Source organism: Bacillus sp. GW823-FHT06B01, from assembly GCF_058952315.1.
Genome location: NZ_JBXAHR010000001.1, coordinates 22675 through 41438, shown reverse-complemented (window position 1 = coordinate 41438; position 18764 = coordinate 22675). Strand labels below are relative to the sequence as shown.

Sequence of the window (18764 nt, the reverse complement as noted above, 5' to 3'; positions counted from 1 at the left end):
CATTATATCGTGGAATATTCAAATCGAACAGTGGTTTATTTTTATTTTAATATAGGATGATAAAACAACTTTATCCTATATCCACATGTAATTTAAAAAGTAAAACAACTGTATTTATTATGTACTACAAGTAAAGTTTTGATTTCACATGCAGTTGATGCTAAAAAATGAATATGAACACTCACTCGTACAAACTTCGAATACAAAACAAATAGGCGAAGCTATAGAATAGACTTCGCATCAAACATGTTATCACAGAGATTTATATTCATACATTCCAGAAATAAATTTACTTATCTTTCTCCATATATTCTTTAATCTTTCGTTCTTCCCACTCTTTTCCGAATATCCCAACTGGAAAAGTTGTCAAACCATGTATAACAATACCGATTCCCCAACCTGCAAGTGGATATAAAAACCACAATTTACTGGAATCAGAGATTATATTTATAATAAAAAGCATTACGTTCACTAGTATATACACCGTTAAATGAATGTAAAACGCTTTTAAATTCTCCACCCTTTTTTTAGCTCGTAAATAATTCTCATCTTGCTCCATATATAAACACCTCTTTCATTATTGTATTTTTTAAATTCGCTCCGATTTAAACATCATATTCTAATCAAAAATCTCTTATTCTCAAAAATTCACAAAATAAAAAAGATCGTCTTCATTTCAGGAAGATTGCAGGTGCTAGTGGATACCCTTTTTTGTTCGTAGTACGATACCTTGTGAAAAAATTGAAAAATCAAACTTCACAATAGAAATAAACCCTTTAAATCTGTATAATAAAATTAATAGCCATATTTTAATACAGGAAGGTTTTGGTAACATGCTAGGTATCGATATCAAAAAAACAGATGGAGAATTAATTATTTCATGGCAACTAGCTAAGATTCAAATTCCATTAAGTGAAATTATTGAAGTTACAGAAGATGAAACCTATGCTGGTGTAGAAGAAGAAAACGTAATCCGAGTTGGAACAGCATACGCTACAACAGACCGGATTTTAATCAGAACAGTAAAACAAAATTATCTATTATTTACGACCAATAGAGTCTCAATTTTGAATAAAATCAATGCATAAGCAATAGGATAAAATACTTGTCTATATGGGTTTATTCGATTCAACTGTATACCCGCATTTTAAAAATTATTATAGATACAATGATGTAAAAATAAACAAAAAGTACCCAGCAAATGATCATGTGTATGACAATTTGCTGGGTACTAAGGGATATATTTGTTAATTACAGAATTCTAATTAAGACCAAATCCAAACATCATCATTATTTTCAACGTTGCTCTTTACCTCATGAACTTTTTCAATATTGTCCGTTGTGTTCCAGTTAATAGAACTTCCACCCCAGCCCACATACTTCATATCAATTTTTACTTTCTCACCCGTATGAAACACTTGTCCCTTCGTTAAGAAAACATCAATAATAACTTTTTTCCCGTTTAGCGATGGATACTCCACTACGACATATTTAGTAGAACCTTCTCCCCCATCTTCCATCGTTCCTACTTTTGATACTTCCCCAATCACATAATCAGGAGAACCATCTTCTTTCATGTGCATGCCTAACTTGTTTGTTGTATTTTCAATTGCAGTTGCAACCATATATTCCGTAAAATTACGCATCATAGATCCAGTAGCTTTAACCTCATCTCCTACTTTCACATTTGAGAAAGTATCCATGTATACACTAACAGGTTCTTCGTATTGCTTAGATTTCACAACAATTACACCGTTATCTACTTCTACTACTCGTCCTTCTAACGTCGAGAAGTTCGATTCAATAGAAGCTGCACTCGCTTTTGTTACTTCTAATCCTGGTAAATTTGTTCCTGATAATGCTGCGATACCTAAAGCACCTGCTAAAATTATTTTTTTCATACCCATTATGAAACATCTCCATTCATGATGATTTTATTTTTTTGATTGGATACGACCAACCTGTAACTATTATAGTTACAGGTTATGTAAAATAGCAACCCTCTTTCTTATGCAATGTTGCATACTGTAACTTTTAAATATACAGCAAGAGGGCTAAATTCTCGAATTATAATAGTTAATTTAATTCAAAGCTAAAATAACCTTATGAGCACGGTATAAAGAAATTACGAACTGCTTTCGGTCCTAAGGTTAGCAAATACCTTTATAGAAACTCGATTAAAATCTGTTCAACTAATTGAAAAATGAACGATGTCGAATTTTATTTTTTAAAATTCAAATTTCAAGGAGGTTTTACAAAATATTACACAGAATTATTCGTATATCGTAATATAATTGGTAATTTTTTACGATATATTTCATTTTATCTACCACGTTTAGACAAAATGGAAAACCATAGCAAAAGGAGAGAGATAGATTGAAAAGAAAAATTAGTACAGCTGTTGTAGGGTTATCAGTGTTTAGCTTTGGTCTTTTTGGTGTAAATATTGGGGACGGCGGCGTTGTAAAAGCTGAGCACGGTGAAACTTTTTCTCCGAAATTAGAAAGCCATGCTGATTTCGCTGCTCCTAAACTAGAGACACATGCTGATTTAAGCTCGAAATTAGATTCACATGGCGACATTTGGGCTCCTTCTTATACAAATACTCATGGAGAAGGAATGACTCCTAAAAAAGAGAGTCACGCTGACTTCTTTGCTCCTACGTTAGAAGCGCATGGTAATACTGGCGCTCCTGCTTTAAATGTAGGCGATACTCCTGCTCCGAAGCTTGAAGGGCACGAACATTTCCCTGCTCCGAAACAAGAAGCTCACGGTGAGACTATTTAACACAAAAATCCTAGCTATTGTAGCTAGGATTTTTACCTTCTTACCCTATTCACACCTCATGCATACTTTCTCAACTTTTATTTCAGCATTGTGCATGTGGCATCATTTCATTAAGATTCTATAGTCAATTGTGTCCTTTTCTTCATAAAAACACATGGACTGACAGGTTTTACCGACCTATATAATTCTGAATATTTTTTATCAACAATAAATTCCATATAATTACTTTTAATCGTGTTACCATTATAGTTACAATTATATAAAAAAATATACAAGGGGGCTAATATGAACATTTCATTGAAGGGACATACATATACAACAAAACATTTAGAAGCTTGGTACCATGCAATCTTAACGCAAAACGTTAAGGAAGCACAAATTCAGTTTCAAGAAGCTAAAAAAGAACATGAAGAAATGCTTTTGAAAGAAACAGAAACAATTCCACTTTATCACTTATATTACGCATTACTCCAATTCCGACATACAGCTCTGACAGATGGACTATCAATCACGAAAGATAGTTTTCAAATCATAGAAGACCAAGAAAAACCAGAAGATACACACTTATCTTATCTATATCATTATTATAAGGCGATTCATTTTGCAGCAATTAATCATTATCAAGAAGCAGAAGAATGTTTCTTAAAAGCACAGGCACTTTTATCCGGACATAGTCAAATTGAACAAGCTGATTTCTATTACCGATATGCTGCTTATCATTGTCACCAACAACAACCAAGTTTTGCGATTGTAAATGCTTCTAAAGCATTAGAATTTTTTGAAACGCAACACGGATGTGAAAGAAATATTTCATCCTGTTTAAGTGTACTTGGTGCTTCTTATGTAGACGTAGGACATTTTGAACAAGCTGAGGAAAGCTATAACAAAGCGTTAGATATTCTCCAAAAATTAAATGAAGAATCATTACAATTGTATGTGCGCGGTAATCTAGGTCATCTATATGCTAGCCAGAATCTTTCTGAAGAAGCGATCCGTCACTTGACACAAGTTGTTGAAAAAATCCCATCTCACTACAAAGCTATATTCTTACTTGCACAAGAACATGAAAAATTAGGACTTATCGACAAAGCAAACCACTACATTAAAATAGGGAAACAACTTATTTCTGAACTTGGTAATGAAGAGCATAAACATCACTTTGCTATATTAGAAGCTTTCACGAATCAAACTGAATTAGATAAAATTGAACCGATTGTTTTAGAAGGAATTGAATACTTTAATAAAGAATCTTTATATATCTATGTTTCTGAGTATCTTGAAAAACTAGCTCTTGCATTTTATAACAAACAACAACATGAGAAAGCAAGTTTATACTTTTTTAATAGTACAGTAGCAAAAAAATCAAATGAAAGAGGGTTAAAGAAATGAAAAGAACAATTGGTAAAATCGCTGTAGGTATTGCATTTACGGGTATTGCTGCATTTGGATTAAATGCAGGTTTCACAAATCAAGCTGGACATACTCACTTCCCGTCTCCTCCAGCTCCTTCTTTTTCTGAGGGCCATACTGGCGGGGCTCCTGCATTAAACATCGGTGACACTGGTGGAGCTCCTAAACAAGAAGGGCATGCACATTTCCCTGCTCCAAAAGTTGAAGCTCATGGACATACTGGCGGGGCTCCCTCTAACACTGAACATGGTACAGATATTTAAGTTACCCAAATTGAAATCTATTTAGTTTACCATTTTCATATATTTACAAGGAAACCATTCGATGTAACGAATATTATGTATATACATGATTTCTATTGTGATACACTCTACCCAAGAGAAATTTTCAATACATATGTGGTTTTCAAGTCTAAAAAATACACCTAGTAATTAGGTGTATTTTTCATTTTATCTCTCTATCTAATAATTAAAAAATACTCCCCTAAAAACCCCAACAAAAAAACGAAGAAACTCCCTATACTTCAGACACTTAAAGTACCACGAACGTTGCAATTTTTAGTGCCACTCCAGATCCAATCCCACTTTCATCCCAAGTGCCTAAAGGCAATAGCTTTCTTGTTCAGGAAAAGCTATCCCCCTCTCCATTCATGAAGATTTTATTTTTTGGATTGAATACGACCAACTTATAATCATTACAGTTACAGATTGCAGAAAATAGCAACCCTCTTTCTCACACAATGTTGCATACTGTAATTCTCAAGTGCAATTCAACACTAAGACTGAATTCTTGAATATCAGCAGGTAAACAGATTGATGATGAAGAAAATAATGTCATGCATCATATTTTTTCAAAGCTACAGTTTGTACAGTCGTAGTCCATTACATTATGTAGGAGTGGAGTTAACATGTTAATAAAACCAAACAGATTACAACCAGGTGATATCGTAGCAACAGTAAGCCCTTCATGGGGAGGCGCAGGTGATTCTGAAATAAGATGGCGATATGACCAAGGAGTAAAGAGATTAGAAGAAGTTTTCGGTCTTACGGTTGTTCCCATGCCAAATAGTTTAAAAGGTAGCGAATTCATTTATAACAATCCACAAGCTCGTGCGGAAGATTTAATGACAGCATTTAAAAATACGCGCGTGAAAGCAATTATTGCGAATATTGGCGGTGAAGATAGCATTCGCTTACTTCCTTATATAGATTTTAATGTAATACGTGAAAACCCGAAAATTTTTATGGGGTACTCTGACGTTACCATTTCACACTTGTTTTGTCATAAAGCAGGAATTTCCTCTTTTTACGGTCCAGCAATTTTAACTGATTTTGCCGAAAATATAGAGATGGATCCATATACGGTTGAAATGGTAAATCGGACTCTCTTTTCAAATGAGACAATTGGCGAAATTCAACCAGCTCATGAATGGACGAGTGAGCGTTTAGAATGGATAGAGGTAAATAAAGATACAAGGCGTACGATGCAACAAAACAATGGCTATGAACTACTTCAAGGCTCTACTACCTTACAAGGACGCTTAATTGGTGGTTGTATAGAAGTATTGGAATTTGCAAAAGGAACAGAACTTTGGCCTGAGAAAAAACATTGGGAGGATAGTATTATCTTCTTTGAAACTTCTGAAGATCATCCAGAACCAAGTTATATAAAGTATTGGTTACGAAATTATGCAGCGCAAGGCATTCTCCAAAAAGCAAAAGGTATCATTTTTGGTAAACCAAAAGACGAAATGTATTATGAAGAATATAAACACGAAATACTGCAAGTTATGAAAGAACATAACTTAGAAGATTTGCCGATTCTTTATAATTTAAATTTTGGTCATACCGAGCCGAAGTTTATTTTACCTTACGGTGCGATGGCAGAAATTGATTGTGAAAATGGGTCTTTCTCTATTTTAGAGAGTGGCGTGGAATAAATAAAAACACTCCTATGAGATATGACTGTGAATTGATACTTTTTAAAAGTATATAATTGGAGGGAGATTACGTGTATGGAAGTAACATTTACAGTAAGTAAATGGGATGAAAAACTAATCGATGATACTAGAAAAGATTTCCCTATTAATATTGCCCATGTTGAATATGAAATTGATGGTGAATTAAAAGGAAAAGCTTTTGTTGAATATTTATTATATTATTTAGATTCAAATATAAATGATGGTCACTTGGCTACTGCTAAAATTTCTGGATTTTTACACTTTGAAGGAATTTATAAGGGGCAACAAGGAACATTTACAGCTATAGAGCAAGGAATATTCGATAAAGGAAATCTAAATTCCCCAGGAACAATTATTAAAGCTACTGGTAACTTAGAAAATCTGAGAGGGTCCTATAATTATCAGTTTACAGGTCAAACTAGTAAACTAATTTTAGAGTTTGAATTCCAGCAAAATATCCTATAATTTAGTGGAAAGGACATTTCTTATAATACTAGGAATGTCCTTTTTTTGTTGACAAGCTTATTCAACTATTCTTCTATTAGTTAAGAAAAGAACAGAGTATATTACATAACGTCTTATTATCAGTATCCAGCAATGCATAAAATTTTCGTTATGGGGGGAATTAAAAATCTAAGCCCGAGAGGCATGTGCCCCCCACCTATTCATTACTTTTCCTACTAACTAAAGAATAATCCCAGAAAAACTCCCCTGCATAACTTCTTTTTCAAGTTGATTCCTACATATAAACATCGCAATAATTTTTGTACGATTTTTTTCATCGGGCTCAAATTGTTCAATAGTTACGTCACAACGAATTGTTACTATTAATTTGTGACTTTTGATTAAATGAAAATCGCCTCTTATAGAGCGCAGTTTTACTTATATTCATTCTTATGCAAATTCTGAAGCATATTCTTCGTATGTCTTTAATGTATTAAGCAATCGAGCTGATTCAATCATGATTTCGTTCGATGAATCAGTTACACAAATGACAATAAATCGATTATCATCTCTGTCTCCAAACAAGCCTTCTAATTCAAGTTCCATTAACACATTTAACGTTTCTTTCAACAGTGTATTTACTCGTATGTTAAAGTCATCTTCGACGATATCATGATATTTCTTGATAATTTTGTGCACTTCATCAAACATTTCAAAATCTTCCCATTCGCTCCACTCAACAGCTCCGTATCTATAATAATTGTATAAAGGGTCCGACTTATTAACTTTGATTAGTCTTTCTTTATTAGCCACTGGTCCAATGCTATTGACACAATCGTCTGTTAATATGGAGTACCCATATATTGTGTCAACACCGCAACTAGTTATAATTTCGTTATAATGACAACGAATTGCATTTTTCAACTCAACATAAAAACTTTCTTGCAGTTGCATTTTCATCGTATTTCCTCCGTTTTTTGTAGCGACCTGTCGTTACATATTTCAATCTTAACATGAAAATCAACATGTAACGTTAACTGAGTCAAAATAAGAAAAACCGAAACTATAATCATTTCGGTTTTTCAATCTAAAGAAGTCTATATTTACTTTAAAGAATGTACAAACAACCCACTACGAAGTTTCGGTTCAAACCACGTTGACTTCGGCGGCATAATTTCTCCAGCGTCTGCGATTGATAATAAAGCTTCCATTGATGTCGGATATAATGAAAACGCTGCTTTATATTCACCGCTATTTACAAGGCGTTCTAGTTCTTCTAATCCGCGGATTCCTCCGACAAAGTCAATGCGTGAATCAGATCGCGGGTCGTGTATTTCAAGTACTTGGCTTAATAAATGATCTTGCAGAATAGATACATCTAAACCTTTAACGAGATCATTCGCATCAAACGTTTCCTCTTTCACTGTTAGTTTATACCATTTCTCGTTTACATACATACCAAATGTTTTTGGCTCATTTGGTTTATACGGAGAAACAGCTGCTTCTTCTACATAAAAGTATTGCGTGATTTGCTTTAAAAACTGTTCTTCTGATAAGCCGTTTAAGTCTTTTACAACTCGGTTATAGTCCCAAATGGATAATTCATCGTGAGGGAATAATACAGATAGGAAGAAATTAAACTCTTCTTCTCCTGTGTAATTTGGATATTGTTCTCTTCGCATGAGCCCTACTTTTGCTGCTGATGCTGAGCGATGATGCCCATCTGCAATATAAAGATTAGAAATATCTTCAAATAAGTTTACTAAAGTAGCAATTACATCCTCATCAACTATTTTCCAGGCAACATGCTCCACGCCATCTTCTGCTGTAAATGTATAGATTGGCGCATGTTCTTCTTTCCAGCTGGCAATGAAACGCTTTATCTCTTCTTTTGTACGATACGTTAAAAAGATAGGACCCGTATTTGCGTCACACACATCTACGTGACGAATACGATCTAATTCTTTTTCGTGACGCGTTCTTTCATGTTTTTTAATTGTATCATCTTCATACTCATCAATAGATGTACAAACGACAAGACCTGACTGCGTTCTTCCTTCCATCGTCAGTTCATAAATGTACAGTGATGGCTCTTCATCTTGTATGAATACTTCTTCTCGTATAAATCGATTTAAATTTTCACCCGCTTTTTCATATACACGATCATCGTACGGTGAAAGTGCCGGGTCTAAATCAATTTCTGCTTTATCAACGTGTAAGAAAGAATACGGATTCCCTTTTACAACCTCTCTTGCCTCTTTACTATTTAATACGTCATACGGTAAAGCTGCAACTTCCGCTGCTTTTTCTTCTACTGGACGAATGGCCCGAAACGGTCGGATTTTTGCCAAGTTTTCCTCTCTCCTTTACACAATCATTCGAACGGCTACAACACCTGTAATTTTGCTTATATTTTCCACAATGTTCTCTTTTATTATATCATCAATTCCGTTATCAATATCAATCATTGTATACGCCCAAGAATGTTTACTACGATTAATCATATCCGCAATATTAATATGATGTTCTGCTAAACATCCTGTAATTTGTCCTACCATGTTCGGAACGTTTTGATGCATGATTGTAATACGTTTCTTTCCGATATAAGGGAGTTCGACGTTTGGATAGTTTACTGAATTACGAATATTTCCTGTCTCTAAATATTCACGTAATTGGCGCGCTGCCATGATTGCACAATTTTCTTCTGATTCAGATGTAGATGCACCAAGGTGAGGCGTCGCTGTTACATTTTTCATCTTTATCACATTTTCATTCGGGAAGTCTGTTACGTAATGCGTAATAACATCTTCTTCTAACGCTTTTTGAAGAACATTTTCATCTACAAGTTCTCCTCTAGAGAAATTGAATAAACGCATACCTTTTTTCATCTTCTCTACAGCGTGTTCACCAATAATTCCCTTCGTTTGATTCGTAAGAGGAATATGAAGTGTAATATAATCACATGTTGCGAAAATTTCATCTAAACTAAATGCTCTTTGTACATGTGTAGAAAGGCGCCATGCTGTTTCAACTGAAATGTAAGGATCATATCCGACAACGTCCATCCCTAAAGCTAACGCATCGTTCGCAACTAAAGCACCGATTGCGCCGAGGCCAATTACACCTAGACGTTTCCCTGCAATTTCTGATCCAACGAATTGTTTTTTTCCTGATTCAACAAGCTGCGGTACTTCTTCACCCTCTAAATTTTTCGTCCAGCTTACACCGTTAATAATGTTACGTGAAGACATAATAAGGCTGGCGATAATAAGTTCCTTTACTGCATTGGCATTCGCTCCTGGTGTATTAAATACTACAATCCCTTTTTCTGTACATCGCTCGACAGGAATATTATTTACACCAGCACCAGCTCTTGCAATCGCCTTTAAGTCTTTTGAAAATTCTTCTTGGTGTAAAGAATAGCTGCGAAGTAAAATACCATCTGGGTGGTCCATTCTATCCCCTACTTCATAACGCTCTCCGCTAAGTACTTGCAAACCCTTTTCCGCAATTTGATTTAACGTTTGAACACGAAACATATCCCCATCTCCCTATCTATTCTCAAGCTCAAATTCCTTCATATAATTTACTAATTGCTGTACACCGTGTACTGGCATCGCATTGTAAATACTTGCACGCATACCACCGACTGAGCGATGGCCTTTTAGCGTAACAAGGCTGCGTTCTTTCGCTTTTTGTAAAAACTCATTGTTCAGCTCTTCTGACGGTGTTGTAAACGGAATGTTCATAAGTGATCGATACGTAGGATCAACTGGTGAAGTAAACAATTTTGATTCATCTAAGAAATTATAAAGAAGTGAAGATTTCATTCTATTCTGTTCTTCAATCGCAGATACCCCGCCTTGCTCTTTCAACCACTCTAGTACAAGTTTCGTTACGTAAATACTAAAGGATGGCGGTGTATTATATAAGGAGTTATTTTTGCTGTAAGTTTCATAGTTTAACATCGTAGGACAAGAGCGATCTGCTCCCCCAATTAAATCTCTTTTTATAATAGCAATCGTTAAGCCCGCTGGCCCTAAATTCTTTTGCGCTCCCGCATATATAAGACCAAACTTCGTAACATCATATTGTTCTGATAAAATATTTGAGGACATATCCGCAACGAGCGGTACTCTATCTAAACGTGGAATGTCTACATATTTCGTACCCTCAATTGTATTGTTCGTTGTAATATGTACATAATCTAGTTTTTCATCATTTGGTAAACCATCCAGTTTAGGAATTGTAGTAAACTTCTCTTTTTCAGAAGAAGCAAGCACTTGTACTTCCCCTATTTTTTCAGCTTCTTGCATCGCCTTTTTAGACCATGAGCCAGTTAATACGTACCCTGCTTTTTTGTACGTATTCATTACATTCAGCGGTATCATAGAGAATTGTAATGACGCACCGCCTTGTAAAAACAGTACTTCATACTCATCAGGAATGTTCATTAATTCACGAATTAGGCTACTCGCTTCATCTATAATACTTTGAAAATAAGAAGATCGATGACTCATTTCCATAATAGACATGCCTGTCCCGTTATAATTTACAAGCTCCTTTTGCACTTTCTCTAAAACTGGCAAAGGGAGTATTGATGGTCCAGCTGAAAAATTATATACTCTCTCCATCACCCTGATAACCTCCCTATTTCTTATTTTTATTAATTTTTAAACTTTCTGAATTATAACCTGAAATATAATACGTGGTCAATTTGTTTTCTATTATTACGGCGTAAGACGCAATGGAATCGCTTGCATGTGCAAACTACTTTTTATAAACATACAAAAAAGTGTTAAGTACATAATCGTACTTAACACTCTAGTAATAAAGTATAATTGCTAATTGTCCGTGAAGAACCGATCAAAAATTTGATAAATAGCAGAAAGACCAATGAGCCAATAAATAGTGTCCACAAGCGCCGGCATAGAACCAAACCATTTCTCAACTACATTGTAATCTAACGCTACAAACAACCAATTCAAACCGCCAAGAATCACCAAAATTACTGTAAGGTAAGACAAAAATTTCATTATGATTGCCCCCTAGGTGATAAGATGGTGAAAGGCCTTTCACTAGAAATATATGTGGTAAAATTCAAAACTTACCTACTTTATAAAAATTATTTTCGGTACCAGCCGTTAATAACTGCCTCTGCTTCTTTACTATGTATTTGATACGCATGCGTACTATTATGAGAGCCAATAAACCAAATTGAAAAACCTTTAAAATACGGTTTTGGTTCTAATACATCTCGGTAAGCACGCCATCCGTTTAATTGTACGTCCTTTGAAAACACATTAGATACATCTGGATTCCACGGATTTTGTAGTCCAAGTTCACGTGCCGGAACGTTAAATCCACCAAAGTAAACCGGTTTTCCTGTTGCTTTATGTAATTGTTCCAACTGCTGCACAACATTTTGCCCACGATTATACACTGTCGTCGCAAATAAACTTTTCTTTACTTCTTCATATGTTGGATTTCTTTTTCCTGAAACTTCAAACCAACTATCAATACTTACAATATCCACCTTTTTTAAATACGGACGACTGATTTTCTCTTTAAACTTCGCTTCATAAGAAGGATCAAAGCTTGCTGTTAACCACCAATTCATTTGATACAAAACATTTCCTTTATACTGCTGACGGACGAAATCAATCGTATCGCTCCAATATCCTTCTGCATATTCCATATTCACAAAATTAGAAGCAATCTTGAGCCCGTACACATTGTATTTACTTGTAATTGAATTAAAGATGTCTTGTAGAATAACCGTTTTCCAATTCCAGAAGAAATCATTAATATTACTCGGATTCCATTCCGTTTCCCCAACATTTCCTTGCTGAATATATGGGAACGGTTCCACAATAACTTGAATATTACGCTTTAATAATTCTTGAATTAAAAGAATAGCCTGTTGCTTTTGCGCTTGATTAATTACCATGTTCGTAGAAGTTACATTCGGAATATCTACCTGAATCGGTACATTTACTGTATTTAAATTTAAGCGCTCTACATCAGCTAACACTTTCGCCACATTTCCAACTTCCCATACCGTTACATTCCCTGACTTTATCTTTCCTGATTGAACAGTATTCACATCTGCCTGTATATTTCCTTGAAAACAAAAAGAAAACAACATAATAAACACTCCTAAAAAACTTATTAAACTCTTATTTTTCTTCACAACTTTCCCCCTATAATTTTTGGCATTCTTGCTTATTCTATACAATGTTTCACATATATTCCACAAGAATATTTAATGAAATTTCATCAATAAAAATGCTATTCACCCTTTATCCATATCTTATTCATACTAACCTCCTAAAAATAGTAAGGTAAATAAAAAAAGAGCGTATTTCCGCTCCTTTCTTATCTTTTTACAATTGAAGTTATTTAATTTTTTCTGATACCCTAACTGAATCTACTTTTTCGTATAATTAAATTTTTATCTATATTCGTTTTTTGTTTGTATTACTTTCATGTCTTTGAACATTCATAATTGTGCCTCCTCATATTTCACTAATTGAATTTAAAACACATCCGTATGCTATTTAGTGAAATTTACTATTCGAGACGTAATTATTGCAGTAATTAAGATAATACTAGCGGTTATCAAGCCAGATTCTCCAATCCAAATCTCAGTTTGATATCCTGTACTTGCACGTGCGAAAGGTCCTTGAATAATGGCATTCCAAGTAGCATGGATGATAACCGAAGGCCAAATGCTACCTGTGATAAGTCGTAAATAAGCTATAATATAACCGAATGGCACAATACAAAGATAGATACCAAGTACTGAAAGAACGACAGATGGTCCCGCTACATATAGACCAGCAATAACTATTGGAACATGCCACGTTGCCCAAATCAATCCACTAATAAGGATGGGCCGTGAAAACTCTGCATCGACTAGTCTTGTGAGCATATAACCTCGCCAACCCATTTCTTCTCCCAAAGCTGGGATTAAGCTAAGCAAACTTCCGAAAATGCCGCTCAATACTACTAGATAAATGAAACTGAATGGTGCCGTTACATACTGCAGTCCAAACATATTGTAGATCGGTTCTAACATACCACCTTCGGGATGCTGAAACCTCGCAATTCCGCTCAACCAGGCGATAGAATACGTAATTCCACAAATAATCATAGGTATTAGCAGAGCAAAACCGATCCCCTTCCATATCTTTAAGTTACCGAGACTAAAAGATACATCTTTAAACCCTTCTTTCAGTATTATGCGAGTCAAAATAGAGGAAATTGCTGGGGTAAACATATATACCACAATAAGCGGCATACTTTTCGTAATTATTACTACTACATTTAGGATAATAGAAGTAATGATTAAAATACTCAGAAAGAGTTGAAGTCCTATTTTAGCACGTTGGATTTTATCTTTATTGTGGAACGATTTTACGTTTAATATCATTGTAATCCGCCCTTCCCCTTTTATTCACTTGTTTATCGAATTTACTTCTTATCATTTCCACAGACACGACTTAGAATAAAAACATTTTGGCATACAGATTAATCCATCTTTAAAATCCCTCCCAAATTTATAATCTAGTCTTACTTACGACTCATCAATGTAATTATTATTTATAAGTTGTCATAGCCGATAGTACAAAAATGTAATGATTAGCAAATGACCTGTGTCAATTAACCTTATGACAATATGTAACTAGAAAATATGATATGGAATAAATAACAATTGAATTAAGGCAATTGATTCGTGCAAGTACAATGAATCAATCTTGCTTTTACAAATAATTCAATTGAGGTGGAAAAAAATGAATAAGAAAAGAATCATTGCAATGGTTAGTACAGCTTTATTAGTCACAGGATGTGTAGAAGTAGGAAAGGCTCAAACAGTAGCAGTCGAAAATTCAGGTCAATCCATACAAAAAAATATAGTTAAATCAATACAATCACAGGCTTACCCATTAAAAACGATAGAGCCGTCAAAATCATTTGAGGATTTAAAACCACTTAAGAAAATGATTGGGAGCGCACAATATGTAGGATTAGGAGAGAATACTCATGGAAGCTCTGAAATTTTCACTATGAAGTTTCGACTTGTGAAATATTTAGTTACTGAGATGGGTTTTACAAATTTCACAATGGAAGAAGATTGGGGAAACGGCTTAAAGTTAAATGAATATATCCAAACAGGAAAAGGAAATCCTAGGGAATTTTTAAACTTGTTATATCCTACTGATGAAATTATAGCCATGATTGAGTGGATGAAAGATTATAATGCTAATCCATCCAATAAAAAAAAGATTCAATTTATTGGGCTTGACTTTAAGGAGTTGGACCAAGGTTGCTTTAATAAAGTAATTGATTATGTAAGGCTGCATCGACCAGATTTGCTGGCAGAAGTAGAAGAAAATTATAAAGAATTGTCGGCTTTTAATGGAGGTTTACAGGAATATATGAATCTTGCTCCTGAAATAAAAGAAAAGTTCAAAGCAAACGCTGAGAGAGTAGTCCAATTACTAAAAGATGAGAATGGGCAAGCCAAAACAGAATTAGTTTCACCTGAGTACATCTGGGCGAAAGCAACGGCAAGTGTAATAGAGAAATATACCACAATGCTAATTCCTAACGACTATCCAAGTATGTTAAAGCTACATGAGCAATACTTGGCCGATCATGCAATGTGGGCACAAGAGACATTGGGTGGTAAAACGATGGTATGGGGACACAATATTCATATAGCTAAAGGAATTATCGATGAGAAATTATACCCTTATGTTGCGGGGCAGTATTTGAAGGAACGTTTAGACAATAATTATGTCACAATTGGCAGTACAACTACGGAAGGGAATTTCACCTTATACAATGACACCGGAGATAAGATTATAACGGATCCGATTCCACAAGATGTAAATAGTTTCAATTATACCCTCGGAAAAGTACCATATAAAATGTTTTTATTGGATAACCGTCACCTTAAAGGACCAGCAAAGAAATGGGTTAAAGCAAAAAGACCATTACTAAGTATAGGGGCACGACTCTTACCGAACGAATCGGCATACTTTGATACGTCATTGCTTGAGCAATTTGATATTATTTTTCATATTCGAAAAACAAGTCCATCTCATATTAAATAAAGTGAAACTTTAATCAGTGGGGATTTTCTTCATCCCCCACTGATTATTAGTTGAACCAATCGGACTTTTATGGGCAGTTGATCCCCCACCTAAATTCTTTGCTTTCGCTGCATTTTGAGGTGGGGGTCTTACTGCCCATTAAAGTGGGATAAAAGTACAAAACAATCCCTTCTTGCATCTGCAAGAACGGGATTGTTTTATGGTGATTCATATAAGCATCTTTTTTAACCAGAAGTAGGTTACTCTCCCCTTTTTAGCATCATTTAGAAATGTCATATGACACTTTTACACTAGTGAGAATGACAAAAAAAGCAGTACAATTCGATTATTACATAGATAGGAGCGAGAACTTTATGAAATCAAGATTCATCCAGAATGGTTATTTTTTATTGCTAACTTTCGTTACAGGATTGTTTTATTTTTGTTTTTATCTAATAGCTCTGCTATTCAGTTTCACCCTTTCATTTACGGTAATTGGGATTCCACTAGTTATACGCGTACTACAGACTACTACACCTTTTATCCAATTCGAGCGCATACAGACGAAAATTTATACAAATATTTCAACAGACTCTTATGATAGAAATATAACAATAGATACATCGAACTGGGCTCAGGTGAAATTAGTGCTTACTGATCGTCGCACTTGGTCTGCTGTCTTTTGGCTAATGCAGAAATTAGTAATTGGTATTTTCAGTCTCATTAGTGCAATCATTTTTTATGTAATGCCACTTATGTTGCTGTTGGCACCACTACTGTATCACTACATCGAAATGAATATTATATTCATACAGATAGATACTTTTGCCAAGTCACTTTTTGTAATGTTTATGGGTATAGTATTTACCGCCATAAGTATTAGAATAGTAGACCGTTTGACAAAGAAAATTGGGGGCTATACACGTAGTATGATCCGGCAACTAAATCAATAGAAGTTTACCTTCTATGAGAGAATTGTAGTGTAAAATTAAAAAGTACAACAATGTATGAAGGATTAATTTATAATATAGGAAGTAAAAAGGTAGGCTATTTAGGGGGTAAATGACTTGTTAGATATGGTTAAGTATTGGTTTTGGTACGATTGGATTATGTTAGGAGTCCGTATACTTGTTAGTGTCTCTATCGCCATAACCACATTTGATTTTCAGGCTAGTTTAACATTGCCACTTTGGATTATTATTTTTTGGGAGGTTGTTGCCTTCTCGATTCCATGGGTAGCCTTATTGTTCAATTACAAATATTACTTGTTCACAGAAATACTGCTATATGGTGGACTGTGTATATATTTAACTTCTTTATTTCCGGGAGCTAACGTTACATTTCTTATATCTGTTTTTCTGATTGCTGCGAATAGTCAGCACTTTTCCTATTATTGGACAGCTCCAACAACAGTTTTTATAACAACTGGAATTCTCTATGCGGTTGCGCCAAGTAATAGCTATTGGATTATGGTTACCTACTATGGACTTGCTTATGTAATGGGCTTCGCTTTCCATTTATTAATCGTCAATCATAAGCAAAATGAAGCGATTCGTAAACAAAACGCGGTACTTGAGCAATATATGTCTCAGATTGAACGTATTACACTGGCAGAAGAACGGAACAGACTGTCGAGCGAGCTTCATGATACAGTTGGTCACGCTTATACTTCTATTATTATGGGGATGGAAACGTTGCGTACCGAACTTGCTACTGAAATCGGTATACAGAGGCTAGATTCTTTGCTTGAAATGGGACGTAAAAGTATTGAGGACGTGAGAGGTTACCTACATCAAATGGATTCTCCGTGTCAATCGCCTTCCTTGATTCAATCTCTACAAAATCTTGGAGCCGAGTTTCAGGAGCACGCTCAGGTAAATGTAAGTTTTAGGATATTCGGAGAGGAATATCAACTATCTCGGCAAGCGAAGATAGCCTTCATTCGTTGTTTACAAGAGTCCCTTACGAATGCAGTACGTCATGGTCAGGGAACTGAAATTATAGTTTCATTGCAGTTTGAACAACAATATACGAGGTTAGAAGTTCAAGATAATGGAAAAGGAAATGTAGAATGGCAGGAAGGCTTCGGTATGAATGCGATGAAAGAACGGGCAATGAATTTACAAGGTCATTTGTCTGTATATACAAAGCCAGAGGAAGGAATGCTTGTTACATGTACCATACCGCGACAAACTGAAATAAAAGATGGACTTATTCGTTTGTTAATTGTAGACGATCAACCATTTGTTCGGGAAAGTTTGAGGACACTACTCGATAGATATGAAGATTTAAATGTAGTCGGCTTGGCTGAGGATGGCAATCAAGCCATCGATTTGTGTGGGCGCCTTCAACCCCATGTTATACTTATGGATTTAGATATGCAGCACATGGATGGAGTTGAAGCAACCAAAAAGATTAAGCAACAATGGCCACATATCCGCGTATTGATTTTCACAACTTTTCAGGATACCGAACAGGCGTTGGAATCACTTCGCAACGGTGCGGATGGTTTTTTGCTCAAATCTATTGAAACGTTGGAGCTAGCTAATACAATCCGACTTATTCACAAAGGTGGGACACTAATTGATCAGGGAATGTCTCACAAAATATTTGAGAAGTTTGATGAGCAAAAAGAGACACCACAATCAAAAGCAACCGCTTATGAGCTAACAGCTAGGGAGATAGAAATATTGCAGCTAGTAGCAAAAGGACTTCGATACACTACTATAGCATCAAGGTTATATTTATCGGGTGGTACGGTCAGAAATTATGCTTCCACAGCTTACACAAAACTAGGAGTCCGTAACAAAGAAGAAGCTGTTCAAAAGGCTCTAGAAATTGGAATTATTGAATAACAAAATGTTTTGCGATGTATAAAAATGAGTAACAAAGAAAAAGAACACTTTGTGTGGTTTCTTTTGTAACAGAGTAAATAAGGCCCGTTATCGTATAAGTAAATGTTAAAACACTTACTGTTTTGTCATAATAAAATTATTGAATCTTATCCTCTAAAATACAATAGCCTACTATCAATTTAACTGATAGTAGGCTTTTAAAATTAT

General features: G+C 34.9%; 18 protein-coding genes and 1 pseudogene. 9 read left to right on the top strand and 10 right to left on the bottom strand.

Translation table 11 applies throughout. From position 1 onward, the window contains the following. Positions 1–289 precede the first annotated feature (289 nt). A complete protein-coding gene (locus tag AC1Q8N_RS00250; protein ID WP_048544779.1) occupies positions 290–559 on the bottom strand; it encodes a 2TM domain-containing protein in 270 nt (89 codons plus the stop codon). Between the two features lie 274 nt (positions 560–833). Between AC1Q8N_RS00250 and AC1Q8N_RS00245 the strand changes: the two genes are divergently transcribed. Then, the gene (locus tag AC1Q8N_RS00245; protein WP_048544777.1) at positions 834–1088 is read left to right on the top strand and encodes a SunI/YnzG family protein; all 255 of its coding nucleotides are present in this window, start codon (positions 834–836) and stop codon (positions 1086–1088) included. Between the two features lie 177 nt (positions 1089–1265). On the opposite strand, the gene AC1Q8N_RS00240 is transcribed toward AC1Q8N_RS00245, so the two are convergent. Further along, positions 1266–1907, bottom strand: a complete 642-nt coding sequence (locus AC1Q8N_RS00240; protein WP_098124349.1) for an ATP F0F1 synthase subunit alpha — start codon at positions 1905–1907, stop codon at positions 1266–1268. Between the two features lie 469 nt (positions 1908–2376). On the opposite strand from AC1Q8N_RS00240, the gene AC1Q8N_RS00235 reads away from it, so the two are divergent. The 5 genes from AC1Q8N_RS00235 (at position 2377) to AC1Q8N_RS00215 (ending at position 6622) form a co-directional block, all read left to right on the top strand. Beyond that, positions 2377–2787: a hypothetical protein gene (locus tag AC1Q8N_RS00235; RefSeq protein WP_098124350.1), complete on the top strand. Its 411-nt coding sequence runs from the start codon at positions 2377–2379 to the stop codon at positions 2785–2787. A gap of 285 nt (positions 2788–3072) precedes the next feature. Then, the gene (locus AC1Q8N_RS00230; RefSeq protein WP_098124351.1) at positions 3073–4176 is read left to right on the top strand and encodes a tetratricopeptide repeat protein; all 1104 of its coding nucleotides are present in this window, start codon (positions 3073–3075) and stop codon (positions 4174–4176) included. Further along, entirely contained in the window at positions 4173–4460 is a 288-nt protein-coding gene (locus tag AC1Q8N_RS00225) for a hypothetical protein (RefSeq protein ID WP_048544770.1), read from the top strand. Before AC1Q8N_RS00230 ends, AC1Q8N_RS00225 begins: the two co-directional genes overlap by 4 nt. Before the next feature lie 644 nt (positions 4461–5104). Further along, complete coding sequence (locus tag AC1Q8N_RS00220) at positions 5105–6136, top strand: S66 family peptidase (RefSeq protein WP_098820496.1); 1032 nt, start codon at positions 5105–5107, stop codon at positions 6134–6136. A gap of 75 nt (positions 6137–6211) precedes the next feature. Then, positions 6212–6622: a DUF3224 domain-containing protein gene (locus AC1Q8N_RS00215; protein ID WP_098069121.1), complete on the top strand. Its 411-nt coding sequence runs from the start codon at positions 6212–6214 to the stop codon at positions 6620–6622. Positions 6623–6841: 219 nt separating this feature from the next. Here AC1Q8N_RS00215 and AC1Q8N_RS00210 read toward each other — a convergent pair. The 8 genes and pseudogenes from AC1Q8N_RS00210 to AC1Q8N_RS00175 all read right to left on the bottom strand — a co-directional run. After that, positions 6842–6979: pseudogene (locus AC1Q8N_RS00210) on the bottom strand (enoyl-CoA hydratase); the annotation flags it as partial. Between the two features lie 72 nt (positions 6980–7051). Next, positions 7052–7561 (bottom strand): DUF4303 domain-containing protein, encoded by a 510-nt coding sequence (locus AC1Q8N_RS00205; protein ID WP_098069122.1) that lies wholly within the window; start codon positions 7559–7561, stop codon positions 7052–7054. 143 nt (positions 7562–7704) lie between these two features. Then, positions 7705–8952, bottom strand: coding sequence for a DUF1015 domain-containing protein (locus tag AC1Q8N_RS00200; protein WP_098124352.1), 1248 nt, complete (start codon positions 8950–8952; stop codon positions 7705–7707). A 15-nt stretch (positions 8953–8967) separates the two neighbouring features. Beyond that, a complete protein-coding gene (locus AC1Q8N_RS00195) occupies positions 8968–10140 on the bottom strand; it encodes a 3-phosphoglycerate dehydrogenase family protein (RefSeq protein WP_087984206.1) in 1173 nt (390 codons plus the stop codon). Positions 10141–10152: 12 nt separating this feature from the next. Beyond that, entirely contained in the window at positions 10153–11235 is a 1083-nt protein-coding gene (gene serC / locus AC1Q8N_RS00190; protein WP_098124355.1) for a 3-phosphoserine/phosphohydroxythreonine transaminase, read from the bottom strand. 210 nt (positions 11236–11445) lie between these two features. Next, the gene (locus AC1Q8N_RS00185; RefSeq protein WP_000670803.1) at positions 11446–11637 is read right to left on the bottom strand and encodes a DUF378 domain-containing protein; all 192 of its coding nucleotides are present in this window, start codon (positions 11635–11637) and stop codon (positions 11446–11448) included. Positions 11638–11726: 89 nt separating this feature from the next. Continuing rightward, positions 11727–12794: a glycoside hydrolase family 113 gene (locus AC1Q8N_RS00180; protein WP_098077719.1), complete on the bottom strand. Its 1068-nt coding sequence runs from the start codon at positions 12792–12794 to the stop codon at positions 11727–11729. A gap of 363 nt (positions 12795–13157) precedes the next feature. Beyond that, positions 13158–14036 (bottom strand): CPBP family intramembrane glutamic endopeptidase, encoded by an 879-nt coding sequence (locus tag AC1Q8N_RS00175; RefSeq protein ID WP_048544756.1) that lies wholly within the window; start codon positions 14034–14036, stop codon positions 13158–13160. A gap of 361 nt (positions 14037–14397) precedes the next feature. Between AC1Q8N_RS00175 and AC1Q8N_RS00170 the strand changes: the two genes are divergently transcribed. The 3 genes from AC1Q8N_RS00170 to AC1Q8N_RS00160 all read left to right on the top strand — a co-directional run bounded on the left by AC1Q8N_RS00170 (position 14398) and on the right by AC1Q8N_RS00160 (position 18557). After that, the gene (locus AC1Q8N_RS00170; RefSeq protein WP_048544754.1) at positions 14398–15723 is read left to right on the top strand and encodes an erythromycin esterase family protein; all 1326 of its coding nucleotides are present in this window, start codon (positions 14398–14400) and stop codon (positions 15721–15723) included. A gap of 353 nt (positions 15724–16076) precedes the next feature. After that, positions 16077–16655: a sensor domain-containing protein gene (locus tag AC1Q8N_RS00165; protein ID WP_048544752.1), complete on the top strand. Its 579-nt coding sequence runs from the start codon at positions 16077–16079 to the stop codon at positions 16653–16655. A gap of 114 nt (positions 16656–16769) precedes the next feature. After that, complete coding sequence (locus AC1Q8N_RS00160) at positions 16770–18557, top strand: response regulator (protein ID WP_493520982.1); 1788 nt, start codon at positions 16770–16772, stop codon at positions 18555–18557. Positions 18558–18764: the final 207 nt, after the last annotated feature.